General features: G+C 53.8%; 28 protein-coding genes. 5 read left to right on the top strand and 23 right to left on the bottom strand.

Annotation, left to right across the window (positions count from 1 at the left end; all coding sequences use genetic code 11):
* The first annotated feature begins 199 nt into the window (after positions 1–199).
* Positions 200–1,579, top strand: coding sequence for an ISNCY family transposase (locus RY831_RS15355; protein ID WP_437126274.1), 1,380 nt, complete (start codon positions 200–202; stop codon positions 1,577–1,579).
* 1,188 nt (positions 1,580–2,767) lie between these two features.
* On the opposite strand, the gene RY831_RS15350 is transcribed toward RY831_RS15355, so the two are convergent.
* Positions 2,768–3,070: a hypothetical protein gene (locus RY831_RS15350; RefSeq protein WP_326507246.1), complete on the bottom strand. Its 303-nt coding sequence runs from the start codon at positions 3,068–3,070 to the stop codon at positions 2,768–2,770.
* A gap of 228 nt (positions 3,071–3,298) precedes the next feature.
* Between RY831_RS15350 and RY831_RS15345 the strand changes: the two genes are divergently transcribed.
* From RY831_RS15345 to RY831_RS15335, 3 genes are all read left to right on the top strand, one after another.
* Positions 3,299–3,769 carry a GNAT family N-acetyltransferase gene (locus RY831_RS15345; protein ID WP_326507245.1) on the top strand — a complete coding sequence of 157 codons (471 nt, stop codon included), beginning with the start codon at positions 3,299–3,301 and terminating at the stop codon, positions 3,767–3,769.
* Positions 3,770–3,909: 140 nt separating this feature from the next.
* Complete coding sequence (locus RY831_RS15340) at positions 3,910–5,103, top strand: methyltransferase (RefSeq protein WP_326507244.1); 1,194 nt, start codon at positions 3,910–3,912, stop codon at positions 5,101–5,103.
* 68 nt (positions 5,104–5,171) lie between these two features.
* Complete coding sequence (locus RY831_RS15335) at positions 5,172–6,149, top strand: hypothetical protein (protein WP_326507243.1); 978 nt, start codon at positions 5,172–5,174, stop codon at positions 6,147–6,149.
* A gap of 99 nt (positions 6,150–6,248) precedes the next feature.
* On the opposite strand, the gene RY831_RS15330 is transcribed toward RY831_RS15335, so the two are convergent.
* From RY831_RS15330 to RY831_RS15320, 3 genes are all read right to left on the bottom strand, one after another.
* On the bottom strand, positions 6,249–8,570 hold the full coding sequence (locus RY831_RS15330) for an HD domain-containing protein (protein ID WP_326507242.1): 2,322 nt from the start codon (positions 8,568–8,570) through the stop codon (positions 6,249–6,251).
* Positions 8,567–10,921 carry a DNA topoisomerase gene (locus RY831_RS15325; RefSeq protein ID WP_326507241.1) on the bottom strand — a complete coding sequence of 785 codons (2,355 nt, stop codon included), beginning with the start codon at positions 10,919–10,921 and terminating at the stop codon, positions 8,567–8,569. The genes RY831_RS15330 and RY831_RS15325 overlap by 4 nt, the downstream gene beginning before the upstream one ends.
* A 96-nt stretch (positions 10,922–11,017) precedes the next feature.
* Positions 11,018–11,980 (bottom strand): hypothetical protein, encoded by a 963-nt coding sequence (locus RY831_RS15320; RefSeq protein ID WP_326507240.1) that lies wholly within the window; start codon positions 11,978–11,980, stop codon positions 11,018–11,020.
* A 288-nt stretch (positions 11,981–12,268) separates the two neighbouring features.
* On the opposite strand from RY831_RS15320, the gene RY831_RS15315 reads away from it, so the two are divergent.
* Positions 12,269–12,901 carry a helix-turn-helix domain-containing protein gene (locus RY831_RS15315; protein ID WP_326507239.1) on the top strand — a complete coding sequence of 211 codons (633 nt, stop codon included), beginning with the start codon at positions 12,269–12,271 and terminating at the stop codon, positions 12,899–12,901.
* A gap of 75 nt (positions 12,902–12,976) precedes the next feature.
* Here RY831_RS15315 and RY831_RS15310 read toward each other — a convergent pair whose 3' ends face one another.
* From RY831_RS15310 to RY831_RS15220, 19 genes are all read right to left on the bottom strand, one after another.
* Positions 12,977–13,984, bottom strand: a complete 1,008-nt coding sequence (locus RY831_RS15310) for a DUF3150 domain-containing protein (RefSeq protein ID WP_326507238.1) — start codon at positions 13,982–13,984, stop codon at positions 12,977–12,979.
* A gap of 195 nt (positions 13,985–14,179) precedes the next feature.
* Positions 14,180–14,866, bottom strand: coding sequence for a L5-gp82 domain-containing phage-derived protein (locus RY831_RS15305; RefSeq protein ID WP_326507237.1), 687 nt, complete (start codon positions 14,864–14,866; stop codon positions 14,180–14,182).
* A 521-nt stretch (positions 14,867–15,387) separates the two neighbouring features.
* Positions 15,388–16,521: an AAA family ATPase gene (locus RY831_RS15300; protein ID WP_326507236.1), complete on the bottom strand. Its 1,134-nt coding sequence runs from the start codon at positions 16,519–16,521 to the stop codon at positions 15,388–15,390.
* 236 nt (positions 16,522–16,757) lie between these two features.
* Positions 16,758–17,357 carry a hypothetical protein gene (locus RY831_RS15295; RefSeq protein ID WP_326507235.1) on the bottom strand — a complete coding sequence of 200 codons (600 nt, stop codon included), beginning with the start codon at positions 17,355–17,357 and terminating at the stop codon, positions 16,758–16,760.
* A gap of 137 nt (positions 17,358–17,494) precedes the next feature.
* Complete coding sequence (locus RY831_RS15290; protein ID WP_326507234.1) at positions 17,495–17,881, bottom strand: hypothetical protein; 387 nt, start codon at positions 17,879–17,881, stop codon at positions 17,495–17,497.
* Between the two features lie 536 nt (positions 17,882–18,417).
* Positions 18,418–19,137 (bottom strand): ion channel, encoded by a 720-nt coding sequence (locus RY831_RS15285; protein WP_326507233.1) that lies wholly within the window; start codon positions 19,135–19,137, stop codon positions 18,418–18,420.
* Between the two features lie 375 nt (positions 19,138–19,512).
* On the bottom strand, positions 19,513–19,725 hold the full coding sequence (locus RY831_RS15280; protein WP_326507232.1) for a hypothetical protein: 213 nt from the start codon (positions 19,723–19,725) through the stop codon (positions 19,513–19,515).
* Positions 19,726–19,982: 257 nt separating this feature from the next.
* Positions 19,983–20,156, bottom strand: a complete 174-nt coding sequence (locus RY831_RS15275) for a hypothetical protein (RefSeq protein ID WP_326507231.1) — start codon at positions 20,154–20,156, stop codon at positions 19,983–19,985.
* A gap of 215 nt (positions 20,157–20,371) precedes the next feature.
* Entirely contained in the window at positions 20,372–21,025 is a 654-nt protein-coding gene (locus RY831_RS15270) for a hypothetical protein (RefSeq protein WP_326507230.1), read from the bottom strand.
* A gap of 100 nt (positions 21,026–21,125) precedes the next feature.
* Positions 21,126–21,440, bottom strand: coding sequence for a hypothetical protein (locus RY831_RS15265; RefSeq protein ID WP_326507229.1), 315 nt, complete (start codon positions 21,438–21,440; stop codon positions 21,126–21,128).
* A 9-nt stretch (positions 21,441–21,449) separates the two neighbouring features.
* Entirely contained in the window at positions 21,450–21,707 is a 258-nt protein-coding gene (locus RY831_RS15260; protein WP_326507228.1) for a hypothetical protein, read from the bottom strand.
* A gap of 8 nt (positions 21,708–21,715) precedes the next feature.
* Entirely contained in the window at positions 21,716–21,937 is a 222-nt protein-coding gene (locus tag RY831_RS15255; RefSeq protein WP_326507227.1) for a hypothetical protein, read from the bottom strand.
* Between the two features lie 20 nt (positions 21,938–21,957).
* Positions 21,958–22,254 carry a hypothetical protein gene (locus RY831_RS15250; RefSeq protein ID WP_326507226.1) on the bottom strand — a complete coding sequence of 99 codons (297 nt, stop codon included), beginning with the start codon at positions 22,252–22,254 and terminating at the stop codon, positions 21,958–21,960.
* Positions 22,255–22,495: 241 nt separating this feature from the next.
* Complete coding sequence (locus RY831_RS15245; protein ID WP_326507225.1) at positions 22,496–22,816, bottom strand: hypothetical protein; 321 nt, start codon at positions 22,814–22,816, stop codon at positions 22,496–22,498.
* Between the two features lie 21 nt (positions 22,817–22,837).
* Complete coding sequence (locus RY831_RS15240) at positions 22,838–23,020, bottom strand: hypothetical protein (RefSeq protein ID WP_326507224.1); 183 nt, start codon at positions 23,018–23,020, stop codon at positions 22,838–22,840.
* A gap of 43 nt (positions 23,021–23,063) precedes the next feature.
* Entirely contained in the window at positions 23,064–23,738 is a 675-nt protein-coding gene (locus RY831_RS15235) for a hypothetical protein (RefSeq protein ID WP_326507223.1), read from the bottom strand.
* 403 nt (positions 23,739–24,141) lie between these two features.
* Entirely contained in the window at positions 24,142–24,585 is a 444-nt protein-coding gene (locus tag RY831_RS15230; protein ID WP_326507222.1) for a hypothetical protein, read from the bottom strand.
* A 10-nt stretch (positions 24,586–24,595) separates the two neighbouring features.
* The gene (locus RY831_RS15225) at positions 24,596–25,351 is read right to left on the bottom strand and encodes a hypothetical protein (protein WP_326507221.1); all 756 of its coding nucleotides are present in this window, start codon (positions 25,349–25,351) and stop codon (positions 24,596–24,598) included.
* Positions 25,351–26,010, bottom strand: a complete 660-nt coding sequence (locus RY831_RS15220) for a tyrosine-type recombinase/integrase (protein ID WP_326507220.1) — start codon at positions 26,008–26,010, stop codon at positions 25,351–25,353. The genes RY831_RS15225 and RY831_RS15220 overlap by 1 nt, the downstream gene beginning before the upstream one ends.
* Between the last annotated feature and the right edge of the window lie 93 nt (positions 26,011–26,103).

Genomic DNA, 26,103 nt, shown 5'->3' with positions numbered 1-26,103 from the left:
AAAACACCACGAATACCGCCCTTTAAACCGGACATTTGAACTTTGCCCGATAGCGGACATTTGAACTTGGCGTTGACAAGTGGTGTAGTGGCTAGACTAGAATGTCTCGATCTAGCCAAATCAGAATGTCCCGGTTTAGGCAAACTGGAGGACGCTAGACGTTCCATGCTAAGTGCTTATCTGTTTCTGGAGGCACATCATGGCCCGTACTGCATTATTGACCATGAGCATGCGCGAGTTGGATCGTCTAAAAACCATTCAGGCAGTCGTTGACGGCAAGCTACGGGCATCGACTGCCGCACAACGATTGGAATTGTCTAAGCGCCAAATAAATCGGCTAGTTAAGCGTTATCGAGCTGAAGGAAATGCCGCTGTCGTATCTCATCAGCGCGGCCAACGCGGGCACCGCCAGCTAGCACCAGGACTCGCTAGCATGGCATTATCGATCATCCGGGACCGCTATCCGGATTTTGGGCCGACGCTAGCCTGTGAGAAGCTGCGCGAATGCCATGGCATCGTGCTCGCCAAGGAGACCGTGCGCAAGTTAATGTCTGAAGCAGGCTTATGGATACCGCGGAAATTAAGATCGTCAGCGATTTATCAGCCGCGCAACCGCCGGCATTGCGTTGGCGAACTGATCCAAATCGACGGTAGTGATCACCATTGGTTTGAAGATCGTGGCCCCGCCTGCACGCTCTTGGTCTATATTGACGACGCCACCAGCCGGCTGATGTATCTCCATTTTACCTATAGCGAGTCAACCTTCAGCTATTTCGAAGCGACACGGGCTTATCTGGAACGGCATGGCAAGCCACAAGCGTTTTACAGCGATAAGGCATCAGTATTCCGCGTCAATTGCAAGCGGAGCGACAAGGTTTCAGGCATCACCCAGTTTGGCCGTGTCCTGTACGAGCTCAATATCGAAATCCTATGTGCCAATAGCAGTCAGGCCAAGGGACGTGTCGAACGTGCCAACCTGACGCTGCAAGACCGCCTGGTCAAGGAATTGCGACTACAGGGGATCTCCACGATGGTGGCTGCCAATGCGTACGCACCCTGCTTTATTGCTGACTACAACCGGCGCTTTGCCAAGCCACCACGCAATGATTTCGATGCTCATCGCCAGGTCCGTGAGGACGAGGATCTGGATCTGATCTTTACGGTACGCGAACCGCGCAAGGTGTCGCATGTATTAACACTTCAATATGACAAGGCGATCTACCTGCTAGCCGATACTGCACATACGCGCGGACTGATAGGACGCTACATCGAAGTCTATGACTATCCTGACGGACGGCTTGAAATACGCGCTGACGGCAATGTGCTGCCGTATGTCCGATATGACCGGCTACCGGAAGTCGATCAAGGTGCCATTGTGGAGAATAAACGTTTGGGCCATGTGCTACAGATTGCGCAGTTAATCCAGCAGCAACGGGATAACCGACGCAGTCATCCTGCACCTGCACGGACAAATTCCGGCGCACCGCCACGCAAGGCAAAGGCAGCTCCCGGGACCAAGAGCCAGCGCAAAATAAATCAGTGGGATGTTGAGCAAGCCATTGCCAAAACCATTCACTGAAGAAATCGACAGACTCGACTTCCGGTCTTGCAGGCAACAGTGATGGGGCAAGGCTGCCCTGCTCTTACTTCTTATTCCGCGGCGCGGCTGCGTGAACAGACAACCCCGAGCAATAAACCGGGACATCTGAAAATAGCCGGCACTGGGACGTTTGAAAATAGCTTGAACAAGTGGCCATCAAAGGGTAGGTGTACTTCCCGTGCATTTTAGTGCGGTTTCTTTTTACGTTTCCATATTTTTCAATGGCTTACGAATAGCTCGCATTTTGAGGGTTCCGTCCTTTCGGTGCAAATTAGTGCGGTTTCTCATTCGTTTTTGGAAGCGATAACTCGGCGAAGCATCGCGACTTTCTACCTATCCTTACCTTGTAACAGCCCGATCTTTGTAGGACTCTCGTTCCTGCACCTGGGCTTGCTCCGCGTCTTTGTAAAGCGACAGAGCTGCACTACCGAATCCAAAAACGGCGACTAGTCCAATCAGTGCTGGAGTCTTTCCGGCACGCCATGACGCATACACGACCGCTGCGGTTGCAACGAAAATAATGAGAGCAAGAAGTTGTCCCGTTGTCATGACCAAATCTCCATAACCATGAAAGTCGACAAACGACGCTCTCTAGTGCGTCAATTGCCTTATCTTTCGTACCATATCCGTCCGACGATAATTCGAACGGTACACTAGGCTGGCCAAGCCTACGATATGACACCGCAAACCATCGCCACTTCAGGCCTCTCGTTCCACAGGACGTTGATTGCCTTACTTGCTGGCGCCATATTTCCCCGATCTTGATGCCGTCGATGATCACGTACTGATGCGCTCCCTTGTTGGAGCCAGTGACCCTGACATATACGACGTAGCTCATCCACGGTTGTCGATGACGGCGGCCGTTGGCTTTTCGAGTCGGAGAAAATGCATGGTCAATCCCCATGACGAAAGCGGATTTCCTGCCGTAGTCCTAGCCTCGGCATCAAGGCGATTACGTATCGCTATTGCCTCGTCGTACGTCAATCCGCGGTACGGAAGGTCCTCCCGTAAGTGCCGGCAGGCGTCATCGGCAAGACGATTACGGTAAATCCCATATCGCGCACTTGCTCGATGCTTTGCTATGAGAGATTCAAGGGAAGGTGCGCGTTCTGACGCGACTATGCTGGTGTCGTCCATGGTGAAGATCCATCGAAGAAAAGCTAACGATCAGATACTAGGTGCGTCTAACGCACCTGTCAACGCCAGATCGGCACCCTCTGGTCTAATCACCAAGCCCCAGTCGGTTATCCGATATTGTGGCCCAATCTTTTCAATGGTCACTCCTGCTTGTTCCCGCGCTTGGTCGATCAGCGCAGTCACGGTCTTGTTTGAAAGTCCGGTTTTGTCCGCGATTCGAATTAGCGTTGCCTTCTCCAACGCAGCAATGGCGCCGAGCACACTGAGCATTCTCCTCAGGTCGCCTTTCTTGTATACCGTTTTCAGTGCTTTGTGTGGGGAAGCGTCAGACATCTGGAATGCTCGAGACATAGGAGCCGTTATCGTATCAGCGTTTGCAACCTGAAACAGTGGGTCACCGATCCAATGTAGGGACCAACCGTTAGGGCATATATGCTGGAACGGCTGTCAATGATGCCTTCCGCTATGGCATCGAGACTTGCAGTTCGATGTAGTTCATAACTATCAGCGAGGTTTGCTGAATATCTACAGTAATCACGCTAACCTATCAAAGGAGATGTTATGGAAACACCCGTGTTTCAGCTCGCCGGCAACGCCTTTATGGCTAGGTATGGTGCCGGTGAAGCGAAGTGCATACGCGAATCCCCAGCCGAGGCGATGACAACGCGGCTTCAATATTTCTCTACTGTCCTGTTCGGTGGAGAGCTTTTCTTCGGTATTGAGCTCGGTGATCGAATCGTGGCATTGGCGTGTTGCCTCGATAATCTGGAACCCGATGCACTGACGTTGAGCTATCTCTCTGTGGATCCCGAGTACAAGAATCGCAAACTGGCCACAAGGCTAGTTACGGCGATCCGTGACTTTGTGAAGGACAACGGTTTGGTTGCGCTCGATGTCAGCGGCTACTCGGCCTGGGGGCAGCTGTACCTGCAACACTTGCTTCGAAGGGAGTGCGTCAACATCGAGCTACGAGAATGCGGCAAGGTCGTTCACTCCGCGCAGCCATCAGAATGTGGCGTACTAACCGTCTGATCGCTCCAAACCGTAACAAATCGCCCTCCTTCCTATCGGATCGAGGGCGATTTTCTTTGGCTGATTGCTTATTCATGTGACTCATCACCTAGAGCCACGCATACGGACTTTGGCAGTCCGGTTACTACTCAGGAGATGATATGAAAAACGCAATGCAGGAAGTTTATGCAATCAAAGCAGCTTCGGCTCCTCGTTATGAGGGGTACAGCAATTCTGCGACGTACTGTGCTTCACTCTATATTGGCCAGGAAGCAAAAATCCATCACAACCTTGCGATGTTTGCCAATGGCGCCGGCGAAGTTGATCCGGTCAAACTCGCCAGCTATTTCACATCGGTTATTGTAGTCAAGGACGATGACGAGCGCGCCGGTGTCATGGGCCGGCGCTTATTTCTTTCGTACTGGGTGGAAGGCGAAGTCAACTGGGTTGAAATTGCGGCCGAGTTGTCCGAGACCTTATCGCACCGAAGATCGTGGCCCGACTCCGCTGGACACGCTTCAGTGGTAATGGGCCAAGCAGGTTCCACGCTCGAATTCATCGAGGTGAGGCTTGGCGGTCGGGCCGAGTCGTCGACCTCCTCGCTGCAGGATCCGTCTGATCTTGACCTCGGTGCGATCGGCCTTCTCTCCGAAGCGGAAGTTGTCGGGAACGTAGTGAAGTTCCATCGGCAGCTGGACCGAAGTGCCTACGCCAAGGTGGACCGAATACTGCGGGCCATTGGCGGCAAATGGGATCGAAGGGCTGGTGGGCATGTGTTTGCAAACGACCCCGCTGACTTGATCGATAACGTGATTCAGACCGGCACCTACGAGAAGCCCGACAATCATGGGTTCTTTCCGACTCCAAAAGATCTGGTGCTAAACCTGGTGCGCGAGGCCGGAATTGCGCCGGGAATGTGTATATTGGAGCCCAGCGCCGGCATCGGAAATATCGCTGTCGAGCTGGCTGCCATTACTGGCCATGAAAACGTAACTACCGTCGAGTTACAACAGCAGAACGTCGATGTCCTGCGGACGCTCGGTTTCGATCCGGTCATGGGTGATTTCATGGACTTCAAAACGGATCGAAGATTTGACGCGATCTGCATGAACCCGCCTTTCGCAAAACAGGCTGATATAAAGCACGTCCTACATGCTTGGGATCTACTGGCGCCGGGCGGGAAGCTCACTTCAATCATGTCTGGCGGCGCAGCATACCGTCAGGACCGTCGAAGCGCGGAGTTTCGCGATTTCGTGCGCGTCTACGGACGCTATTACGACAATCCTGAAGGGTCGTTCCGCAGCAGCGGCACGCTTGTCCGGACGATCACCGTTGTTCTGCACAAACCCCTCTGATGTTCTTGAGCGGCCCTTTCCCGGGCCGTTCTTTCCTTATAAACCCTACCCAACAAGAAACGGAAGATATGGAACCTGTACATTTCTACAAAGCGGCCTTGGAGACCGCCAATTTCTCATTCGAGGCGTACGGAGCGGAGCAGGATGGCGCGCAAAAGGCACTCATCAATGGACTGGATCGTCACGCGGCACAGTATGGACTCGCTGCCGGGTGGTACCGCGCCGAGGACATTAGCTGTATGCCGAAACATCTGTCAACGGCGTATCGTGACGGTGAAGCAATACCCGATTCCCCAATGCCATTAGCCGATCTGCCGCGCTACCAGAGAGAGTTCGCTTCGTTTGGCGAATTGGATGTCGTGTTGCCTGAATGCTTCACCGATGAAAGCTGGCATAACGATACGATGCCTTCCTTTGCCCGCAAACTTTGGAATGGTTACTTTCTGCGGCTTTGGATCGATTATCTGGACCCGTCGAAACGGGAGGTCAAAGGAAGACCGCGGTTTTCCCTGACGCTCTACGATCAAGATATGGAATACCTTCGCGATATCGACCAGTCAGACGACTTTGAGACGATCAAGGCATCGATCAACTCGTACCAGCCGACCATTTCGCAGTTCCAGTTTATACAGAACGCATCAAGGATGTCAGCAGAACAGCTGATCGCCTGGTATGTCGAAGCAGTCGGCTCGCCGCCATTCGAGGGCGAAGCGCCAGAGTTTGCGGTGCTTTGCACAGATGTCGCGGAGATGATGTTCTATCACGCCGGCGGTGAGGACTGGAATTGGGATAGCCGGGACGCCAAGCGGCTTCTTGATTTTGCCATGACAGAAGACGCCAACGACTTCATTGCAAGCCGTCTATACCGCCGTGAAGAGCAGGCAGACGAGGGGAACAGGGGGCCGTTTGATGTAACGCTTAACTACTTTTGTGCATCGCATGGGTATAACTATGCCGACCGGTATGATGTCGCCCTGCTCCGCGTCGGACAATCTGTACGTGTATCAGACAGGAATCGCGTTATCACCGTTGCGCGAATCCAGTAAATGACTTGGCCCTGCTTGCTTACGCACGCAGGGCTATTTTTCTTCGCCGGCAGGCCGGCTGGCGATTATCCTTCCTCCTCCTGAATCGGCGATCCGAATCTAGCGCTTCTCCGGTATCCCCACAGCCACGATGTTTGCCAGTTCCATCCTTGTTATGCGTTTGGATTCAATAAGGCTGTCCAAATCCAAGTCTGGAAACAGTGCTTCGACTTTGACCTTTTCGACGTAATGTATGCCGTCGTGCTTGTGAAGGGTGAAAAGGCGATTGTTGGCAACAGCATCCTGAATTTGCGCAAGTGAGTCGGCACTCGGTTTCGTGGCATTCGCGCTTCCTTCGCTAACCTTTTGAAAGTGAATTTCCCGGCGGCCTATCCAACCCTTCCTTGATTCCTCAAATCGAGCTTTTGCTTCCTCCATACTTGGCCCTTTCGTTACCAAAGGTTTCGTGGGCGGCAGAGATGGGTCAACTTGTGATCTGGCCGGTGCCGAAGGCATAGTTGCGACCTCGTCGGGCACTGCACGCTGCAGGTTTGCAGCACTATCAAGCACCGTCGCCTTCTTTGGCTGCGCGATAGCGCGTCCTGTAAAGATATCAATGTCCTGGCTAACGGGTTGAAGATCCCCGAGAACGTCATCCAAGCTCATAGCTGTGCTATGTGCCATAGCGCCTGGTGTCGAGTTGCTCATCGTTACAGCGGAGTCCAGAATCACTTCCGGAGTTTCGTCCTCGGCGGCTAGGGCTTCCTTTGGTACCGCGGGCGTAGAAGAAGGCAAGGCGATCGGATTTGCTTCGGTGCTGCTCGCCAGCGCGGGAGGGCTATCCTCAAAATAGCCGTCGTCCACTGGCTGCTCATCATTTCCAGAGGCCTTATCGTCATGGGTCGAGGCAACCGCATCCTTCCCGAACGCCAGTTGCAGCATTTCCGCAAGTTTCGTGTCGCCCTTCAGTGCTGGCTGATGGCCGTAGAAATGGCCTTTCACCCTCGCCTTCGGCGTAAAGTTCTGCAGTCGGGCGAGCGACATCAACTCGGAGGCAGCCGGGTTCAGTCGGATGACGATCACCTTGTCCCACGTTGTGATGTACTTACCGGCTGCGTCGTGAAAAGTCACTGTCTGCAGTGGGAGATACTCGCTGAAATCATATCCATTCACGGTACATGAAAGGAGCCCCTTATCTTCCAACATCCTAAGCAAAGCCAGTGTGGATCTGTACCGGGCTGTACCTTGTTCCTGACTAATCTGGACCTTCTTCAGAATCAACTGACGGACAAATTGCTCCCTGATGTAGATAAGGCCTTCGTGTTTCTGTCCGATCTTGAAACGCTTGTCGACAGCATGATCTCCAGTGCCGTTGATACGGCCGTGTTCCGTAACGATGTCAACAAAGGCCTTATATATATTCTGACTATCCTCTTCTGAAAGAGTTGCTTCGGCGCCTTCAGCACCACCGCATTCCAGAATACCCGTTGCTCGATCCACATCGTTGAGAAACTGGATAAGCGAGCCGACACGGTCGTCATAGCATGCCCCGGACTTGTCGACTCTCATGTGCAACTTGTTGTGGTACTGCCCTACGACGTCGACCAGTATCCATGAGTCATTGCCGGGGAGGTTATGGAATTCTGCCATCCGTGCAAGCATCTGGGCGGACTTGCCGTCATGCCGTATACCGTTCCGGGATTCCAATGATTTCACTGAACCATCCGGCTGCAGGATATATGTCTCGATCTTGCCTAGGTCGTGCGCGATCGCGACGAGCGGGATCAATGGATCATCGGGGTCGAAGGCATAGTTCGGATTTAGCTTCGGGATGACCAACGTGCGTTTGCGCCGACCGTCATCGAAGAAAATTCCGTCGTACTTCCAGTCCTTTGCGCGAAGGAGCGCCTGTTCGGCGACATTCTGGGAATGTTCCCAGAGCAGCTTGCCGCCATGTCCAGCGCGATACGGACTCGCGGGATGGCTCTTGTGAGCCGACAATGTCTCCCACACCGCGTTGAAGAGCGCAACGTGTTCCGGATGGCGCTCCTTGTTCGCATCGAGCCATCCCTTGATGACCTTGCTGGTGATGGGAAGGGTCGCCTTCTTTTTCGCGCGCGGAGCCTCCTTCGCCAAAAAGGGGACCTTCCCCATCGTGCAATGAACACCCAGATGTTCCGTAGGAGCGACGCGGCCTCTTGCAAGGTCACGTTTGAAGAAGATTGTCCATAGGCTGAGGAACGCGCCGATGAACGCGCCGCCGGCGCACCACCGTAGATGTCGCGGCATGTGCGCATACAGGTTCACGAAGTAGTCCCAGTTTTCGCGCAATGAGTAGCTTGAATCGAAGACCTGGTACGCGTGAACCAGAGAAAAGACTGACCACCAGAACATGGCAACGACGGCGACATCTCTGACGATGGGATTTCTGTTGTGTCTCATATGAACTCGGAAGTCGACGATTTCGCATTGTGCTTGGGCACCGGCTTGCCATCCTTGTCGTCCAGCGTTGTATGGCACCCTGTGTTGTAGCCTGAACAACCCCAAAAGTGGCCCTTCCCGCCTTTGATCCGTCGCATCGCCTTACTGCAGCTGGGACATTGCACAACCGATTTGTCTGCTGCACTTTGCTGTCCGGCGGCGCCGTTCGAAGAGTTGAAGACGAAAGTGACCTTGCCGGTCTGGTCTAGAGCCAGACCCGCCGAAAAAGATTTTTTCTTTGCTTTGCTATAGAAGCCGTCGACTGCGGGCAACTGACCGTCTCGCAGTAGCGCCTCGGCTTGAGGAAGCGAGAGCTTTTTATCTGCGACTGTCAGCCACAGTTGGAATCCGCACTGGGCCTCACAGTCGATCGTCCGGAGATTTGCTACCAGCGAGGCGGAGCAGCGCGGGCAAGTGACCGTCAGACTGGCTTCCGGTGGAGGAACAATTGATGCAGCCTTGGCTTTAATCGTAGATAGGATGTCGCTCGTCATCGTTGCTATCTCGCTCATGAACGACAGCCGGCTGTACTTTCCTTGTTCCATCAAATGCAGTTTTTGCTCCCAGTCGCCGGTCATGCGCGGGGAGGTCAAGGCATCGAGTTTGTTTTGCACCAGAAATTCGATAAGGCCCATACCCTTGCTGGTCGGCACGAGGTGATTGTCAACGCGAGTGACGTAAGGCTCCTTAGGACGTCCCTGCCCGTCCTGGTCTGATAACAGCCCTTCGATGATTGCAGCCCGCGTCGCGGGTGTGCCGAGGCCCTTTCCTTTCATTGCCTCCCGTAGCTCATCGTCATCTATGAGCTTTCCAGCACTCTCCATCGCACCGAGTAGCGTGGCTTCTGTCAGTCGCGCCGGGGCTTTTGTCTTCAATGCCTTGATGGCCATGTCTAACGGGTTGACGACCTCGGACGGGTCTACCGAACAAAGAGTAGGCGTCTTCCCATCATCGTCCGTATCGGTTCCATAAACCTCCAACCATCCAGCGGATACAAGCACCCTACCGGTTGACTTGAAATGTTCGTCGCATACGACGGTGATCCGGACCGTTTGCTCATAGATTGCCGGCGGGAAGAATGCAGCGAGAAAGCGCCTGACGATCAGGTCGTAGATCTTCGCCTCCGAAGCGTCCAGGCTTTGCGGCCGCTGCCCGTTTGGGATAATGGCGAAATGGTCAGAAATCTTGGAATTGTCAAATATTCTTTTATCTGGCTTGACCCAATGGTTGTTGACCACCTTTTCGGCAAGCGGTCCGTAGGTGGTTCCGTCGAACAGCTTCATGACGGCGGCCGCCTTGCCGACGTAGTCTTCAGGCAATGCAGTCGAATCGGTCCTCGGGTAGGTCGTTACCTTGTGCTTTTCGTACAGCGATTGAGCGATGTCCAAGGTCTTTTTCGCCGAGAACTTGAAGCGCCTGTTCGCCTCCCGCTGCAAGGTCGTGAGGTCGAACAGGCGCGGCGGAGACTTCGTCTGCGTCTTGCTGGTGTCAGCGACCGACGTAGGTGCCACGCCCTTACATCTTGAGAGTATCGCTTGTGCCTTTGCGACGTCGGCAATACGGTAGGCAGATCCGTCTTCGCCTGCTTCCTGGCCTTTGTGATTGAACCACTTTGCGTCATAGGCGCCGGCTACAGCACCGAAGGACGCATGAACCTCCCAATAGTCCTGCGGCACGAAGTCTCGAATGGTATGCTCAAGAAATACCAGAATGGCAAGAGTCGGCGTCTGCACCCGGCCGGCAGTCATTTGCTCAGCAACGCGCTTTTCCTTCTCATGCAGGCGTGTAATGCCGCGTGAGCCGTTGATGCCAATGAGCCAGTCCGCCTCCCCGCGACACCGTGCGGCATCCGCCAGCGCATCGAAGTCGCTGCCGGGTCGCATGTTGGCGTATCCAGCGCGGATCGCACCAGGCGTCATTGACTGTAACCACATGCGTTGCGTTGGCTTGCGGCACTCAGCCAGCTCGTAAATAAGGCGAAAGATGAGCTCGCCTTCACGCCCTGCATCACAGGCGTTGACGACGAGTGTTACGTCCTTTCGTCGCATGAGCCGCTCAACGAGCGCAAATTGGTCCTTTGTCCTGTCGATGACGCGCAACCCGAATCGGGCGGGTATAACGGGTAGACTTGCCAGATCACGGCCGCTGACTGCTGCTTCTGGCACGTCCAACTCGACAAGGTGTCCTATGGCTGATGTGATGACAACGTCATCGCGCTCGAACCATGTTTTCTCCCGCTGGAAGCCGCCAAGTGCGACCGCGATATCCTTCGCTACGGAGGGCTTCTCCGCAATAATTAGAGTTTTACTCATCCGCGCGGTATCCCGCAATAATCAGGGTAGGAAAAGAAAAACAGCCAGAGACTATGAGAGGCGCTGGCTGGATCGGTGGAAGGCTGTAGCCGAGTGTCAGGATTCGGGTTGGACGTTCGCGGTCTGGAATTGGGCGGCGAATTCTGCAGCCTTACTCGCTTCGTCTTGTGCTGGCGCCGCAGAGGCGGCCGGTTTCCCGAGATTGTTGAACAGCTCGACCGCCCACCATGGATCGATCCGAATCATATCGGAGTCGGGAGGTACCGGTCCCGGTAAGTCCTTGGCCTGAATGAACGGGACCTTGGAAACAGGAGCGACGCCGCTCTCAGGATCGGGAGCACCGACCGACTTCACGTCAAGGCGCACCTCGCCAGAAACGACAATGGGAAGACCACGGCGCAGCATATTGGCCAACGGCTCGAGGTTGCGGGAGTACCAGCGAATGGGGATGCACTTGTCTGGATCTTCGGTCTGACGCAGCAAGACAACCAGTCGATCGTTCACCGGCTTGCCGTCGATCACGCGATTGCGCTCAAGAGATTTGGCTTGCACAAAACCTGCGAGACGGACCTGGTTGGATGCGTTCCGATTCATTTGCATGACGCGCCAATCGAACGCGCTAAGGCGTTCCTGGATTGACTGGGGCTGTGTGGCTTGTAACGCCTTGATTGCCTCCGGTGTCGCCGTACGCTTGGCCGCATCGTGAACCTTGGTTTCCCACTTCTTGACGAGGTCCTCAATGAAGCGCTTGTCCATATGCATGGTGTTAGCCGCCTCGAACCGGATCGCGCGAAGACGCAAGGAACGTTGATCGCCATCCTTGAAGCCGGACACATGGCAATACGCCATGACGATGTCGAGTTCTTTCACGTCACGCGGAATCGGCGACTTACGAGGGTCAAACTCGATAGGAATCATGTGGTTTTCGGAGGCGGTCTGCTGAATGAAGCAGGTGCCATTTCCGGGATGCCGCAGGACGCCGGCAATCCAGCCGATGTTCAACATCCCGTTGGGGTAGGAATACGATTCAGTATTGCGTTTGGCGTCTAAGGGCAGCAAGGGAATACTCCTTCGAATTGTGGTTGTGCGGAAACATTATACATAACAGCTAGGAATAACCGCAAACGGTTAAACACAATACTGCTAGGATTTCTACTTGTTACCCGCATCCCTGTCGGGCGCTAAGGGTGGCGCTAGATCTGGCGCGAATCTTGCAAATTCAACATAACTGTATAGAATTACGCTTGCTATACTGGGACGACAAAATGTGGCGCTCGTATGCGTACCCGTGATTGGTTATTTGACGGATACGCAGGCGGGGGCCGCTTGCGAAGAAAAGGATCGGCTATGCCTCGACAGGCAACGAACAAAACGGCGGCGGGCAGTGCGCCGGCTGCGAAAACAGCTACCAAACAGGCACGTACAAAGACGAGAGTTACTGCGCAACCCGAGGACGACCAAAGTACAGGGGAACTGTTCCCCGAAGGTCATGGCAGCAAGAAGTCGCGCGTCCCGGGCTTTCGGCTGATCGCAAGGCTGAAACAGCGAGTCGCTGAACTCGGTGTCAGCGACCGGTATATCGCCGATATTATGGGGATTACGCCGATCTACTGGAATTCCCTGACAAACGGCCATCGTAAGATGAATTCGCTCGACAAGGGCAAGATGGAGCGAATCGCTGAATTCCTTGAAATTCCCATCGTGCAGGTCATGGTACTGGCGGACTATCTGGAACCGTCGGACTTCTTCCCTGGCGATATGAACGCCCATCTCAAAGCCGCCTATGAGAAGATGAAAGTCGATCCTTCGTGGGCAGCGTGGGCGCCGTCGGCCAAGGAATGGGAATCACTGTCGATCCCGACCCGGACCGGAATCGTGATGCTATATGAAACCGTCTATCAGAAATCACTTCTTCGTCGAGCGGAAGTCGAGGACCCCGAATTGGCAGAAAAGATGACCAAGACCAAGAAGACGTTCTAAATCGTCGGGTTTCAATAAGAAACGCCTCAGATCCGGTGGGATTCTGAGGCGTCGTTGTTTTAGGGCCTTGAGGTGTTAGAACTCAAGGAAGGCTGCCGGCTTGTGCACCACGGGCGGTGGTGGAGGCGTTGGGTTGTCGACGGACTGCGACGTTGCATCTGCCGCGCCGAAAATGAGCGAAAGGCTTTCAAGAGGCATTTGGACGCTGGATGTGTCGGCAGCGACCTGGTTCTCCGGTTCTGCCGTAATGACGTCCAGTGGATCAAACGGCACGCTGTGAACGGTCAGGATATTCTCTGGCTTGCTGCAATACTCCAGCAGCGCAGACACCTGAAGAAATTCAATGCCCTCGATCGTTCCTGTTGCAGGCACTGCCTGAATCACTTTATCGCACATGTCGCGCAGGTCCGTGAACTTAGGCGATAGGATGGCCATCGCATCAGCTTTGTTTCTGATTCGACGGACCAGGCCAAGCACGCGCGAGGTCGTTTTCCCACCAGCCGGGCCTTTCCACGACACCTTGATGTCATCCGCGATCTCTGCGGCCGCCTGCCCTGCCAGACCTTTGACTTCCGTGATCAACGAATCGGCTTCGCCAAAAACACCGGCAGATTTCACCATCGTTGCCGACATTGCGAACTTGAGCATGCGGTCGAGTTCGGAGGGACGTGGCGCGTGTAAGCGGATCAGGTCCGCCTGCAGCACGCCGCTGCTTTTGGCGACTGCGTTCGTAGGATGGGAGGCCCATTCTTCGATGAGCGTCGGCACCTTCTGAAGGAATATAGCTTTTTCCGCTAGAAATTCCTCACGGATCGTCAGCAGCTTCTCCGACACCTGCTTGGCGAACTTCGATGGGACGAAATAGCCAATGACGCGTGTGTCGACCTTGCGTGCAACTCCCACTTTGAGAATTTCCCGTTTAGCTTCGGAGCGGTATTTGGAAATCCACGAGAAGGTGCCTTTGGGGAGCATGCGGCCGACCTCACGGATAAAGTCATTCGATTCCACGGTGCGCTCGCCGGTGGACCCGCCAACAATAACGTCAATCAGAACGACGTCGTCCAGTATCTGCATTTCATTCATAGTTTTCGATCCGGCTTTCCGGAAAGCTCCTGTTAGAGATCAAAGAAATGGCCACATTGCATAGGCCTCGCCCATAGAAATGAATAACATCGATGCGGATTTGCCAGTGGTCGCATTACGTGGGCGCTCTGCAAAAGGAAAAGCCCACGCTGATGCGTGGGCTAAAGGGTTAGGAAGACACGCCTAAGCAATAGGTTAGAACCTGACTTCACTTGGAGAGGTGCCGACCTTCGCTGGTGCCGTGGCTTCATCAAAGAAGATCAATCGGCCGCGGGCATAGACCCGGTTGGCGTAAAGCGTGACGAACTCGGCGTATTGGATGGGGCGGTTATCTTCACTGCAGAACAGATGAAGCCGACGGGGGTCGAAACGAACTTCAACACCGTCGAAATTTGGCTCGGCAAGTGAGTACGCGCCGTCCACCGAACCCATGGGGTGCTTCGGCTCTACAGCAGAAGCAATTCTTTCCCGGGCTGCCTGACCAACATTGAAAAATGCGTCGGTCAAGCAAACATATTTCAGGTATGCGAGTGCTGAGCCGTTATAGAGGCCTTTTCCGCGCCTATATCCGTCGGAGCTGTTGCCAGAATGGATGGTTTGCACTGCCACTCCCTTAGATTTCATGATGTTGAGGTTCAAACGGGCGCCTACGATCTGGCCCTCGACAGGCATGAGCCCCTTTGCCATGATGCGCCTGCTGGTCGCGTCCGATGCCAGCGCATTGGCCACCACATCATCTCCAACCATAGCTATAGTCCGCCGCCGATAGAGCGGGTGGTCGGTATCTTGGACGGACGTGGAATGTCGGTCCGGGTTGACCTGCGCATTGGTAAATTCGAACAGGCCGTCGAGCCCATCCAACGCGAATTGTCTGTTTCGCATAGTTCCTCCAGTCGCCGTGCGTAGAGCCGCTACGGGCGGGTAAATGGTTTTGCCGTTGTGGCTTTCGAGAATGCCGCTGGTTTGGCGTTACGTCCTGGTATGGCAAACATCGAGGTGGAAGACAGGACGCTGGGCGTAAAAAAACACCTCGCGTGAAGCGAGGTGTCGGTGGCTGTGGGCGGTGCATCACTCGGCGACAGGGAAGATGTGGATCTCCTCCACTTCCAACTCTGTCGCTACCAACCCGCAAATGCTGGGTGGTAGATCAATGTCCATACCTTGCAAGGCATGCTGATCGAGTAAAGACACGCTTGATTCTGAAAACGCATGAAACTGATGATCAAACATGAGCAAGACGGCACGGTTACGATCCCGTGGCGCTCCGTAAGTTATGGGAGGTATGGTCAAGTGACGTATCCTTGACGACGCCTTGTACTTCGTTATGGCCAACACGGACTCGTAATCTCCCGCCAAAAAGAAACACCCCGGCGTGGCTGCCGGGGTGGGGTTAGATTACGGAATCATGAGATCTTGTCACCGATGATGGTGTCCCATGCGTCGAGAACTGCTTTGCGTTCAGCTGCGGTGCCGAAATCGAGCAGGGTCATGTTGAGGGATTCCTTGAATGCCGATTGAGGGTCCATTCCGGTAACTGTCAGGAGTTGCCATGCCATACCCCAGTTGAGCAGATTACGAGTTGTGATGGTGAACTCAAGTGGCTCCCCGTTGGCGCCGGCGTCCTCGTTTAGACCCATGAACTGTGTTCGGATCTTGGCGGCCAGGCTTGCCATTGCGGTTGCTGCCGCCGATGGGATTTTTACCTGCTTTTCCAGCAGTTCCTTCTCTTCCGCTTCCGAAAGGTAAGTCGCATTGATGACGAAGAACCGATCAAGGGAGGCGATGTTCTGCCGCTTGACCCCTTTGTAGAGCGCTGCGCTCCCGCCGTTGCCGCCGGCAGAGTTACGACCGTTGGTGTTACCGGTAGCAGCGATCAGGCACCCTTTGGAAATGGCGATCCGCTCTCCCGTTTCCGGCACCTCGATGACATCTCCGTCAAGAATGCCGTTCAAGCTCATGGCAACCGTCGGGGATAGCTGATCCCACTCGTCAAGCAGCAGAATCGCGTTTGGAGTCCGGGCCCAGCGAAGTACGGGTCCGTCGACAAACGTCATCTCAGGTCCAACGCCTGTCATGCGCTTGACAGTAACAGCAAGACGCTCGATCGCCTTGGCAATGCCCTGAGCGCCCTTCTCCAGCAGCCCGGCTTCTGGATCGACTTCCTCCTTGGCGATAGGCTTGCACAGCTTCCAGGTGCCGAACAGCTGGGACACTTCCGAATCTTCGCTGCACTGGTAACGGAACAATGGCCGGCCGGTCCTGGCGCAGAACTCCTTGAGCAACTGCGTCTTGCCGCAGCCAGTAGGTCCGAAAATCATCAGGTTGCGCTTCATCACCGCATCAAAATGGCCTTCCGGGATTGATGCTGAGGCCGACCAGATCATCAGGCGGCGAAGGCTGTCAGTCGTGAACTTGAAGCCATTGATCGCTTTGGGCGTTGCTGGCGTGGATGGGAAGATGCGCACGACGGCGCGCTGAAACTGGCCATCGGTAATGCCAAACACTTCTTCTACTGTCTTTTTGATAATTGTGTCCATGTTGCATCCCCGTGGTTACTATCCCACGGAGTTCCTGAGTGGGGGTTAGTAAGTCACGTGAAGTACCTATGGCTCGCGAAGCCTGGTAGTGGGAAATGGCGAACATTCGTATACAAGCGACTCGGCTATTGCCGCTACTACTGGAGACGCGCAGACGCGATCGCCATTAAAAAGGCCCATCCATGGGATGGGCCTGAAACAACGGTTAATGCATTTAGCTGGCCGGAAATCGGCAGTTACAGCAGTACGACCTCCGAAGACATCATGCCTAAAGACCAATAGCCGACGGAATCGTCCGGACGGACCGCGACGGGCCGCAGAGGATGTGTGGAGAGGTCGCAAACCCATCCAGTCCCTTCCCTTCCCGTGGACAAACTTCCGTATTTGCACATGGCGCCGATCTCTATGGTGTCCCCATTCTTGTCAAATACCACCAGACCCTTCCCGGCGGTTTGTGCCGATTTGTAGTTCTGCGCGAAAGGATGCAAGTGCTTGTCTCGGTACGCCAGTCTGGCGAGAAGCGCGTGGCGTTCGATCACATTGAAAACGCGGGCGTGGGCCTGTTGCACAAGCAATTCCACTGGATAGGGCAAAGACCAGGTGAACGTTTTGCCGGGGTTGATCATTTCGAAGGTACAAAACGTCAATGCAGTGTCGTTGACGATTTTGACATTAAAGGCGTGGACGTCGAAAAACGTACCCAAGCCGGCTTCCATCAATTGGAACGCTTCGGAAATGGAGCCTTCAAGCAGGGTAACTTCGCAGATGGCAGGCAGGTCAGGATATTCGCTGTCGCTAGGTTCAAGAACGCGTTGAATGGCTACTGTGGTTGTCATAGTTCTCTCCGTACGGGATAAGTTGATCAGCGGGACGCTGAGATGGCCTAACCAGTGGTAATGAGGAACAGAAATGAAGAAAGCCACCCCATCTCGAACGAGATGGGTGGCTTTGTGGCAGTTAGGATTGTCAGTTATCAGTTTTTCTCGCCAGCGAAATGCCATTCCGTCGGCAGACCTATGCTTTGGCAGGGTAGGCAGAACAGAAATCCGGCACCGCCGACGAACTGTAGTTCTGTTTTCAAATGAACTACTCGCATGGTGGCGGACTGGTAATTTGGCGCCAGTTGCTCCAACCAATTAGGCATTTTTACAGCATCAAGCTCCCATTCCCTTTGCGTGTCAGGGAAATCTCTCAGTGGGGTGTTCACCAGCTTGAGAACGCCCTTGTCGCCTCGGACGCTAATTGAGGCGGTCGGGTGAGACCTGGAGGAATGGTAGCCAACTAGTTCAACGGTCTGTTCACCGCAACCAGCTAGAGCAACCAACATGGCGAGGGGTATAAGGAAAGAGGCAAATTTCATAGTAAGTCATCTCCTGAAGTAAGAAACAGCGCGATTGCGTTTCTTGGTCTCCTGTAATGATTCACTACCTTTTATAAGCCATTTTTATAGCCGGAGGTCAAGCAAGTTAAGCAGCCCTTCCGGTACCAGACGCGAACAAACGCATTATGAGCCCCCGTTGTTGCAATTGCGTATTCCGGGCCTGCTCCGCACCATGTCCGGCAGCGTCTTCAGCCGTAACGGTGAAGATCTTCACCGTTACGACGACGTGCTCACTTGGACGGAGTCATAAGCGGACTTGGCAGAAAGGAATCGTCCGCAATGCAGTAAGAACGAGCCATTGACGATCTCCCGTTGACTGCCGGCAATCGACCCGGACCAGCCTATCGCCTCGCTCCAAAGCAGACATTCAACGTAAAGGTAACCGACACGTTGCGGCAAGGGCCGCACGGTGCACGATTTCCAACGGCGCCGTTGGCCCCGTGCCGCAACGTGTCCGCGTCGACCGACCTGTTATACCGCTTCATCCCCTTTCACTCACTGAATGTCTATCGAGGCTAGACGTTGCGATCCGTTGCCACAGCAAGCCCGGCGACACGGCCCAAAAGGAAGCCAAGCAGACCGATGCCGATAGCAATCTCTAAAACAGTCACAAGGCGAGCAACTGGAGCTACGGGAGAAATGTCGCCGTAACCCACCGTAGCCAAGGTCACGGCACTGAAGTAGATGGCATCTAGCGAGGACGTGAGTGGCTGGGAATATGCATGTTGCATTCCGCACAACGCTCCACGATGCTCTCCGCATAGAACATCGATCTTCTGATGCATGCCTGCAAATAGCGCGGCCACCCACATCCACAGGGCCAGCGATGCTGCGAGCACTTTCCAGGGGCGAGCGACGTTCAGGCCGAGGTAAGCCATATACCGACCGGACACCATCCGTACCGGTCCGTAGACTAGGAAAGTTCCGATGAACATCCCTCCAATGGCGAACCACCCATCCGGCGTTGCGAGCAGACGATTCACGTCTTGGCTTATGGCACTCCAAGAACCGTAAGCGGCGACGAGCGCCCACGTTCCAATTGAGCACAAAGCCACCACCAGGCTTAATCGGACCCACCATGGGCCGGTCAAAGGATCGACAGGGGCGAATCCCACGATGCGCATCCAATTGTCGCGCTCCTTACCCGTTAGTGGGGCGGTCGCCACTTGCGGATGGAGAGTGGTGGTGAGGTTGAACAGGAAGTGGTGAATGGGCACCAGAAGGGCGATCGCCAATAGAAGATGCGCTCGTTCATGAGCGAGCACCCCACATAGGAGGAATACCTGCCAGAGACTAACGGCGTGAACTGGAAGAGTGAGCGTGGCGGCCCGAAGCGGGCTCAACGGCGTGTGCAATTAGGGACCCCAGCGGTATAAGTGTTTTGAATAACCAGCGGCACAGCCGCCTGTGTTCATGCGCTCAAGAGTCCAAGCGCGTTCAGTACGTAGGCTGGCGTTCCGTAAACAGGGCTGCAAAATAACATGCCCGCTACGGCACCTGCCCATGGAGCTCGTTCGTTCCACGCGGTTAGTTTGCGCCGGACAGTGAGAAACGTTCGATCTGCTAGGTATGCTTGCATGGGCTTGATAGCGTTGTGTTTTCCTTGACGTTTATTGCAATGCATCTTTGGGTCGCACGCCGGTGAAAAACGATCCGTCCGGTCGCACAGCGATAAAACCGAAATCTGGCCCTTTGTATTTCGGATCACGGGCAATGTAGAGCTGCTCTGCTTCGTCGTGTATCCAATTGCCTTTGCCAAAAAGCCTATCCATGAAGCCAGGAACGTCTTTCTGGAGTTCGGTAATCACCTGTTCTTGAGTCATGCTTTTCCCCTGGTTTCTGGTCTACCGCGGCAAGGTGTTCCATGCACGAATGACAGCGGGTAGAACCTGCTTTCCATCCCCCCGAGGCAAGAACTCAGGCCCCATATAGTTGCATGCGCCGCACCTTACAAAGGCAGTACCAGGATGAAGTTCAGGGACCAACTTCTCCCGTTCACGGCATCTCGGGCACGGGGCCAGATCAGTCACATCAATATTCACTTTCTTCTCCCTATTCAATGGTACGGGTTTTTCCGGTATCAGTTGAGGTGCTTGGCCGCTTCAGCTGTCAGCGTGATGTGAGCATGCACATCGCCGGGAACAAAACCGGTGACAAGCCCCTTTTCTTGCAAGCTGGCGAGCGCCTTTTCTGCTGTCGCTATGGACAAGTCATTGATCTGGCAAATCTTCGCTATGGTCAAAGTCTTCATCATGTTTTTTCCTTCCTTCACTGAGCATAAACGTATTGGTCGTACGCGGCTTGATACTCTTGCTCTGACATACGGCCAGCCCACATCAGAGAATCAATCAATCCGGCCATGTACCCCGATGCGACGGCATTCTTTGTCGAGGCGTCCCATGCTGACTTCAAGAGTGCAAGTACGTCGGATTGCCTTGCAATAGCGTTATTCAATGGCACGGGCTTTTCCTATAAAAAACCGCTCTGCGTCGGGTGTTCAGGCTGAAGGATGCGATACTGGACGCGTCCTCCGATAGTGTTGTCGTGGGTTGCAGCGTAACGAACAGTCTTTTTCGCTGCACGCTTTAGCATGGAGATTAGAGTAGCCCGATCAGTGCCCGATGCTCGATATGCGCGTCCGATTTCACGCTCGAAATACTCTTGTGCTCCGCAAGTTTCACCACCGAGAACAATGAACTGAGGCGTAGAGTTCGGGCGAAGCAGAAGCCTGCTGGGCTCACTCATTCCGTGTCCGAACAACGCGCCGCCGATATACGCTCCGTCTGCATCAACGCCGCCTGCAAGCAGACCGACCTTGATCCTCGACAGATTAGTAGAATCGGGAATGACGGCTGCAACGAGGAACGCTCCGGCGCTATGGATGCTGCGCGTTAGAAGATCCATAAACTCCCTCCCCGCTACCGGTAGGCGGCTGTCGGCCCTCAACTCGTCAACAACATTAGTCGAAGCCATAACGGCTCCGAATTCTATGACGACAAGCGAATCGTTCAAGTCGACGATTTTTTCAGCCTGATCGGTAAGAATGGAGAATGCGTTCGATCGGCGCCCATCGGCTACCATCAACACCACGTCACCGATTGCAACTGCAATTCCGATGGACATTCATTTCTCCTTTCCGGCTCTCGCCGTTTTTCCTTGCTGTTCATTCAGTGGCTTAGCCAGTGCCGACCAGACTCGTTTCGAGTTGTTCTAGCTTGCAGAGTCAATCGAAACTGACTGGGTCGAGAAGCGCTCGTTCTCTAGCAAAATGGATCATGGTCTGCATAAGGTCGTAGCGTAAGTAATACCTGAGCTCCGACTCCGCCAAGCCAATGGCATCGACTTTCGTCTTCTCATCGTGTGGGTTTAAAATGATCACCGGCTCATCCATCATTCGTTCAGTATTTGGCAACTGCACTATGTGGATCCGGCCTCGATAGCGCGTAGGCCCATAGTCTGAGTAACGTGGAAGCGCGACAGCGTCGATCCAATATTTGTAGCCGCCGATTTCTTCGTACTGGCGCATCGATCCTGTCATGTTTTTCCTTTATTGCCTGTTCAACGCGGCGAGGGTTTCTGCTTCTCGGTACACTTTCATTACCGTGACACTGTCGACAATCGTTCGGTTTGCCTTCGCGTCGATAGTCGCTAAATCCAGCAGTTTGTCGAACGTGGCCCCGAATCCAGCCAGGATCGCTTTACGCCGGTATGCTTTGATGGAACGAGAAATCAAATAACTCGGGAGCCAGAAACAACCAAGCACGAGTAAAACTGCGCTACCGACGATCACTACTCTTGTATCCACGGTTTTTCCTATTCAAACTGAGAACGAAGTAGTTGGATCAAGTTTTCCCGACCATCTACAGCCATATGCAGGTATGCCCAGGGGTCGCCAAGATCATTGACGACTCTCCTGAGTGCATCCTGATACCGCTTTTCGTAAAAAGATTGCGCGTACATGACATACTTCAAGCGCTCAACTGCGTCAGCCATCACGTCAAGATCGCCAATACTTTGTTTGACGGGACGCGGCATGCTTCTCCCTTTTTTCCTCGTCAATTCTGCTGCGGCTCAAGACGCTGCGCTTCGCGCTCCAACTCATGAGCGATAATGTTCCAGGCGTCTTGCTCAGACCAGTACCAATGATCGCCTTCACCAGCTTTTGCAGAGCTTCGTCCGTGCAGACAGGTTTCGCCTCCATCGGGCTTGCCACCAAGCTTCACGAACACGCAAGCGTACGCCATCGGTTGCCCCGGCTTATCAATTCGCGAGACTCGACCACGGCACACCAGGCCATGAAACACGAACCAAACTTCGTCGCCAACTGTAGGCAACCGTTCCGGGTGTTTCATGCTGTCAGCGACGGGCTTGACGAGTTCTCGTGTAGCCGCGTAAAGCGTTGTGCCGTATGGGATACATGACCACTCGGTACCGCGATGCGCTCCGGTCGACACTAGTCGGCACATCCCGCTGTCGCTAAGCTTGGTAGCCGCTGCCCACCAACGCACACCACGTGCACGCGTGACAACTCCGAATGCCGCACGCTGCGCTCGAAGGCAACCCAATATCTCCGTCCGGTGCTTTCTCGTCGTTCTACTGGTCACGGTTTTCCTCTCCATTTGACGCGTCGTCATCAGGATGAAGGTCTCGGAGAGCAGCTAGAGTCAACAAGCCGATAATGGAGAAGATTGGAAGGATGATTCCCCATGCTCCAGACCGCCCTTTTGCTCTGGCGTACGCCCAGAATGCGTACCAATACGCCGTCATACATATCACCATTGAAGAGATGCTAAGGATGTCACCGTTATCCCAAATGTTTCCTTGTCCTCTTGACCCAACATAGCCCAGCAATCCGACGCTGGCAAGCCAAATTCCGGCGGCAATGTTTGCTTTTTTCTTGTATGGGCGGAGCATTTGTTTCCTTGGTCTAAACGCTTACGGCAGAATCGACGCAAATTCACGAGCGTAATCGCCCGCGACCTCTTGAATTGCAATTTGCGTATTCAGCTCAACACCTTTCTTGTCTGCATAAGCAATGAACGATGCAGTGATATCGCACTCAGCCGCGTCCTTCACCCGATTTAGGGTCGCGCTCGTCCCCGTTTCGTCTAAGGTCATGCTGAAGTCGACTACAAATTTCCTCATAATGCGTTTTCGTTTGTTAAGGGGAAGGTGGTTTGTAGCCGGCGATCGCCTTGCTCGCAGCGGCGGCACGCTGTTGCCGCTGGCGTTCAGCAAGCCGATCTTCGGCGATTGCAAAAAGCCCCTGTTTCACGATGTCGAAGCTGGCGCGGCAATCGGCGTCAGACAGCTCGTGCAGGTGTAGACTCAAGATGGCGTACAACTTCGCGTGTTCTACTAAAAACGGCGGCAGGTGTCCGGCTAGCAGCGGCAAGCGTTCGGCCATACGCAGCCCTAGGTACGCCGGCTCGTCCCATTTCGGGCCGTTCTTGGCGGCCTGGTGCGCATCTTCGACGAGCGATTCGAATATTCTGCGCAGATAGACAAAGGCACCGACGCCGACACCATGCGCGGCCAAGCCAATCGCCGTATTCAGTTCAGTTACTCTTTCATCACCCAGGACTTTACGAAAGCTCTTCGTTTCTCCCTGAGCCAAAGTCGCATAACTCGGGAACTGCCCTGCCTTGCAAAGAACATCATCGCTAACAACGAAATAGAAAAACAAAGAGTGACTTGGGTTGCGTGTGCATTCTGCAGTCTTTGTAAATTGGGCGGGAGCCGATGCGGACCCGGATGACGATCGAATGGTTTGGCTGGTTGGAATAACTGCTCTTTCAAGCCTCAATGCATTCGCAAGCTGCTGATCTCCGTGCATGCGAAACGTCGCCTCCTGTTGACACGAAGGGCAATACGCGTCGAACGTCTCGCTAAATAGCTGAATCTTTACATATGCTTCGCGACACGGCTTTAATCCCCGTGCTATCGGATGATAAATGGGGAGCGATAAGAACCATGATGCAGTTTCCTCTTCTTTTTTATGCACAGAGAATGCCTCGTATTTTTCTTTAGTTAACCGTGATGCCAATAGCAGCGATTTCCGTTTTGCTCATGTCCGACAAGCCGTGCCCCTCAATGGACTCCACCGGGTTTTCCTAGAATGCCTTCAAGACTCTATCAACATGCTTACCGTGGATGGCAAGGCAGATACCAGTGGCTATCACCAGCACCGAGGCTACTGCACACCACCAAGACTCTGGTATCCAGATCTCTATGAACTTTCAATCGTAGTTCCGTAGGAAGCTAGGAGCTCTCCCTGTAACTACCCAAGCTCCTGTACCGAAGATAGTAAATAGGAGAAATGGTAAGCAAAATGCGGCTATGAAGTAGCGGTCACACTGGTATGAATAATGGGTCGCGTCTGCCGCATATTTCCCTGTCATTTCGGACATCTGGGGACCCATACGGTCTTTCATCTCGCAGTCATCTGAACGCCCTTGTGCCTTAGGGGCAAGAATCTCCGAAGTCGTGCAGCGAGCGGCAATATTTTTGTATGTCTCGCTCACATTGTCGATCGAACGTATCAAATCCGCCCGCTTCTGATGGAAGTGCAGGGACATAACGATACACGTGAGAAAACCAATGACCGAAAGGGCCGTAGTTAGGCGAAACAGCTGCTTTTCTAATACCTTATCTTGCACTCTTACTACCGCCATGTTCTTCATTGAGAATTTCCTATTTTTTGGGATATGAGGTTAGCCAGCGAGGGCACTTATCGTCTTTCGGCGAAAAATATCTTATGACACACATGGCCTGATCGATCGGCGATTCGCAAATAACCAGCTGATGCCAAACAGTATCGACCTCCGGTCCAGATGACTTTCTATCGATACTTTTCATGTGGGTCAGACGATCTCTAATTTTTGTAAGTGCCTGAAGATCAGAGTATGCTCGGTGGATACCTTTTGGTGAGTTGATACCGATCGCTACTGGAAGAATCGTTCCAACTTTCTCAGACAAGGAAGCGCGTCGCTCAATCTCTTCTTTACTCAAAATCTCGATTTCACCATGCCGGTTCTTTCGTTTATACGTCTTATCAGCAGGTAGCAACTCGTTCACAAACGCTTCAACTGCAGTATGCGCACAGACTACGGCTTCGAACATGCACTCAAGATAGGTAAAAGCAGTTTTGTCGTCCAAAGAAAGCTCAGTTCTCCGAGCATTCGGATGGATGTGCTCGCGCCGGATTGAAAGGGCTTCCGAATATGCTCGTCGGGCTATATTGAGAAACAGCGCTGATGCGTTTGGAATCGTTACGGTAAGAGTTTGCTTGCGATTGAGCCTTGCCACCGTTACCTTTTTGACCAACGTTCCTTCTGGAGATGTCTCGCCGGTCCAAGGGGATGTCCACGGCTTACTGAGGGTCGTAACGGTATCTATCCGCCAGTCCGCGTTTTCTAGGGCCTCCACTCCTGGAATCCTTCCAGTCATCAAATTACTCCCGCAACGAGAGCGCCAAGGCGCACAGGATCGGCATCGATTAGGCGTTTTGTCGCGGTCAGAGTCTCATGCCCAAGCAGCTCATTGATGTGTCGAAGGTCGTAACCCTTCTGGCTTAGGCGAACGGCGAAGGTGCGGCGACCCGACATGGCGCTCGCCCCCTCAATCCCGGCCTGCAAATGCAATTTGCGGAAAAGCTGGCTAAGGGAATCGCACGAATAGCTGATCGCGCCGGTTCCTGTCTTGCGCTGGATGAGCTTGTACGGCACGCCCTCGCCGGTCAGGAACAACGGCCCATCAGGATCAAGTCCTCGATAGGCCGCGTTGCGCGTCGTGATGCCGTGCTTGTTTCTGAGGCGGTTTTCAAGGTACTTGTCGATAGCGGCAACCACTTTCGCATTTGACCACCACAGAGGCCGCTCCTTGCCGTTGTAGGCGATTTCGGAAGTGATAGCCGATTTCTCAAGCAACGTGCCGTCCGGTTTCATATATCGGGACACCGGCATGCGCGCCACTTCGGTAAGCATCATGCCGGTGCCATAGATAACGTAAAGCAGAGCGACATTGCGTTCCGGATTTTCGCCGGAAATGGCAGCGACTTTCAGCATGTGCTTGAGCCGTGCATCTTCAATAAACGGTGCTTTTGCCATTAACTTTCAAGACTGAAATAAGTTCTGTTCAGAGGCATGTTGCCACAGAACCGCCCTTATCTCAATGGCAAAGACCGTGTTTCCTCATTTCCT

The organism is Noviherbaspirillum album, from assembly GCF_035916955.1.
Taxonomy (GTDB): Bacteria; Pseudomonadota; Gammaproteobacteria; order Burkholderiales; family Burkholderiaceae_D; genus Noviherbaspirillum; species Noviherbaspirillum album.
The sequence above is the reverse complement of the archived record's forward strand: the minus strand, read 5'-3'. Positions and strand labels throughout refer to the sequence as shown.

Bases quoted from the DNA above. Each gene is read 5' to 3' on its own strand.
- RY831_RS15355 (WP_437126274.1), top strand. From the start codon at position 200: ATGGCCCGTACTGCATTATTGACCATGAGCATGCGCGAGTTGGATCGT.
- RY831_RS15350 (WP_326507246.1), bottom strand. From the start codon at position 3,070: ATGTCTGACGCTTCCCCACACAAAGCACTGAAAACGGTATACAAGAAA.
- RY831_RS15345 (WP_326507245.1), top strand. From the start codon at position 3,299: ATGGAAACACCCGTGTTTCAGCTCGCCGGCAACGCCTTTATGGCTAGG.
- RY831_RS15340 (WP_326507244.1), top strand. From the start codon at position 3,910: ATGAAAAACGCAATGCAGGAAGTTTATGCAATCAAAGCAGCTTCGGCT.
- RY831_RS15335 (WP_326507243.1), top strand. From the start codon at position 5,172: ATGGAACCTGTACATTTCTACAAAGCGGCCTTGGAGACCGCCAATTTC.
- RY831_RS15330 (WP_326507242.1), bottom strand. From the start codon at position 8,570: ATGAGACACAACAGAAATCCCATCGTCAGAGATGTCGCCGTCGTTGCC.
- RY831_RS15325 (WP_326507241.1), bottom strand. From the start codon at position 10,921: ATGAGTAAAACTCTAATTATTGCGGAGAAGCCCTCCGTAGCGAAGGAT.
- RY831_RS15315 (WP_326507239.1), top strand. From the start codon at position 12,269: ATGCCTCGACAGGCAACGAACAAAACGGCGGCGGGCAGTGCGCCGGCT.
- RY831_RS15310 (WP_326507238.1), bottom strand. From the start codon at position 13,984: ATGAATGAAATGCAGATACTGGACGACGTCGTTCTGATTGACGTTATT.
- RY831_RS15305 (WP_326507237.1), bottom strand. From the start codon at position 14,866: ATGCGAAACAGACAATTCGCGTTGGATGGGCTCGACGGCCTGTTCGAA.
- RY831_RS15300 (WP_326507236.1), bottom strand. From the start codon at position 16,521: ATGGACACAATTATCAAAAAGACAGTAGAAGAAGTGTTTGGCATTACC.
- RY831_RS15295 (WP_326507235.1), bottom strand. From the start codon at position 17,357: ATGACAACCACAGTAGCCATTCAACGCGTTCTTGAACCTAGCGACAGC.
- RY831_RS15290 (WP_326507234.1), bottom strand. From the start codon at position 17,881: ATGAAATTTGCCTCTTTCCTTATACCCCTCGCCATGTTGGTTGCTCTA.
- RY831_RS15280 (WP_326507232.1), bottom strand. From the start codon at position 19,725: ATGACTCAAGAACAGGTGATTACCGAACTCCAGAAAGACGTTCCTGGC.
- RY831_RS15275 (WP_326507231.1), bottom strand. From the start codon at position 20,156: ATGATGAAGACTTTGACCATAGCGAAGATTTGCCAGATCAATGACTTG.
- RY831_RS15270 (WP_326507230.1), bottom strand. From the start codon at position 21,025: ATGTCCATCGGAATTGCAGTTGCAATCGGTGACGTGGTGTTGATGGTA.
- RY831_RS15265 (WP_326507229.1), bottom strand. From the start codon at position 21,440: ATGACAGGATCGATGCGCCAGTACGAAGAAATCGGCGGCTACAAATAT.
- RY831_RS15255 (WP_326507227.1), bottom strand. From the start codon at position 21,937: ATGCCGCGTCCCGTCAAACAAAGTATTGGCGATCTTGACGTGATGGCT.
- RY831_RS15250 (WP_326507226.1), bottom strand. From the start codon at position 22,254: ATGAAACACCCGGAACGGTTGCCTACAGTTGGCGACGAAGTTTGGTTC.
- RY831_RS15245 (WP_326507225.1), bottom strand. From the start codon at position 22,816: ATGCTCCGCCCATACAAGAAAAAAGCAAACATTGCCGCCGGAATTTGG.
- RY831_RS15240 (WP_326507224.1), bottom strand. From the start codon at position 23,020: ATGACCTTAGACGAAACGGGGACGAGCGCGACCCTAAATCGGGTGAAG.
- RY831_RS15235 (WP_326507223.1), bottom strand. From the start codon at position 23,738: ATGCACGGAGATCAGCAGCTTGCGAATGCATTGAGGCTTGAAAGAGCA.
- RY831_RS15230 (WP_326507222.1), bottom strand. From the start codon at position 24,585: ATGAAGAACATGGCGGTAGTAAGAGTGCAAGATAAGGTATTAGAAAAG.
- RY831_RS15225 (WP_326507221.1), bottom strand. From the start codon at position 25,351: ATGACTGGAAGGATTCCAGGAGTGGAGGCCCTAGAAAACGCGGACTGG.
- RY831_RS15220 (WP_326507220.1), bottom strand. From the start codon at position 26,010: ATGGCAAAAGCACCGTTTATTGAAGATGCACGGCTCAAGCACATGCTG.